This window comes from Zoogloea sp. (genome assembly GCF_041904905.1).
GTDB lineage: Bacteria > Pseudomonadota > Gammaproteobacteria > Burkholderiales > Rhodocyclaceae > Zoogloea.
Window position 1 is genome coordinate 1 of the sequence record NZ_JAYRMI010000143.1, and the last position, 1,538, is coordinate 1,538.

General features: G+C 67.8%; 3 protein-coding genes. All 3 read right to left on the reverse strand.

Features of this window, described 5'->3' with window-relative positions; translation table 11 throughout:
* Positions 1 to 511: TraU family protein (locus ACE3N6_RS19280; RefSeq protein WP_374247437.1), on the reverse strand; the 511-nt coding region annotated here is incomplete at its 3' end.
* Positions 508 to 1,143: a type-F conjugative transfer system protein TraW gene (traW, locus tag ACE3N6_RS19285; protein WP_374247438.1), complete on the reverse strand. Its 636-nt coding sequence runs from the start codon at positions 1,141 to 1,143 to the stop codon at positions 508 to 510. The genes traW and ACE3N6_RS19280, both read right to left, overlap by 4 nt.
* Positions 1,140 to 1,538: hypothetical protein (locus tag ACE3N6_RS19290; protein WP_374247439.1), on the reverse strand; the 399-nt coding region annotated here is incomplete at its 5' end. The genes ACE3N6_RS19290 and traW, both read right to left, overlap by 4 nt.

Consider the following 1,538-nt stretch of genomic DNA (forward strand, 5'->3'; position numbering starts at 1 on the left):
AGGCGAGATCGAAGGAGCCCTTTTCCAGGCAGGGGAAGTCGGTCACCACGTCCAGCCAGTACATCACCGGGTTCACGTAGAAGTGCGCCTGGTAGAAGCTGCCGCCGTCGCCATCGCCTTCGGGGCGCGTGAAGCGCGCCGCTTCCGGCGCCGGAATGCCCGGGTCGAGATCGATGCCACCGAGCGACACCAGGCAGAAGGGTTTGCGCACTGCCTCGACATGCCGTGCGGGCTCCCAAAAGCCGATGGAGAGCCCGATGACCGGATTGACGCCACAACTGCAGACGGGGCTCGATGGGTTGTCGGTGTCTTCCTGGTCGCCGAAGTTGGCGATGCGCGCACTGCCGATGCTGATCGGCAGGATGCAGGACCAGCAGATATCGGTGATCGGATTGGGAAACTTGCCGGTGCAGGTGGCCGCGCCGGCGGCGAGGCTGGGGCCGGCTGCGCAGGCGAGCACGGCGGCGAGCAGGACGGGAGTGACGCAAAAGAGGCCGCGACGGGCATTCATGGGGACACCGCCAATTCGTCGATACGTAACCGCAGCCCTTCCTGCGACACCAGCGCCGGCACCTGGGTGATGCCCAGGCGGCGGGTGAGCAGGCCCTGCTGGTCGTAGTAGACCGGGACGTGCCAGGACTGCATCAGATCCAGGTAGGAGCCGCCGACCAGGATCGGCTTGACGCGTCCCTGGTAGATGGCGATCAACTGCCGGGCGCGGCCGACCTGACGGGGGTCGCGGGCATCGAAGAACAGCAGGTGCCGGGACAGCGACACCACTTCCAGCGGATTCTTGCGCGTGCCGGCGGCAAACAGCAGTTCGCCCTGGGGGCCGAGGATGTTGCGATCCAGGGCAAAGCTCGGGTCGAAGTAGAAGGTCCGCACCGTGTCGGTCGCACGCAGCCCGGTGACCGGCGGCGGATTCTTCACGGTCGCGATGCCCCGTTCCCGGGCTTCTGCTTCCAGGCGCCCGAGTTCGCCGCTGCGTTCCTTCGCGCGCAGGCGCTGATCGATCATCTGGAGCAGATGGGGTTCGCTGATCTCGTAGGTCGGCCCGATGACGCCCAGATCCATGGCCCGCACGCCGCCTGCCGCGGCTAGCATCAGGCCGAGCACCAGGGGAGCCACGATGCCGCGTTTCATCGCGCCCCCCTGGCCGGGCAACGGATCTGTCCGGCGAGTTGTTCGCGGGCGGCGGTATCGCCCAGGTGGCTGGCGCGGATCAGTCCCATCAGCACCGGATCGCCGTCACCGTCCGACATCGCTTGGCGCAACTCGGTCGCGGTGAGTGCCCGGCCACAACGCCGCTCGAAAGCGGCGAGATAGTCTTTGGTCCCCGCCTCGGCGGCGGGGGCGATTTGCCGCAGGAGGCCGAGATAGTCGGCCAGCGGCATGTCATTGATCCCTGGCGTCGTCGGCGTTCCGTGGATCGGCCCGCGGGCCGGACTGGACTGGCCCCGGGCGGCCGGCTGGGTCAAGAGGCCGAGCAGCGCGAGGAGGAGAAGGGCCTTGGTCATGGCGCGCCTTTCAGTACAGAG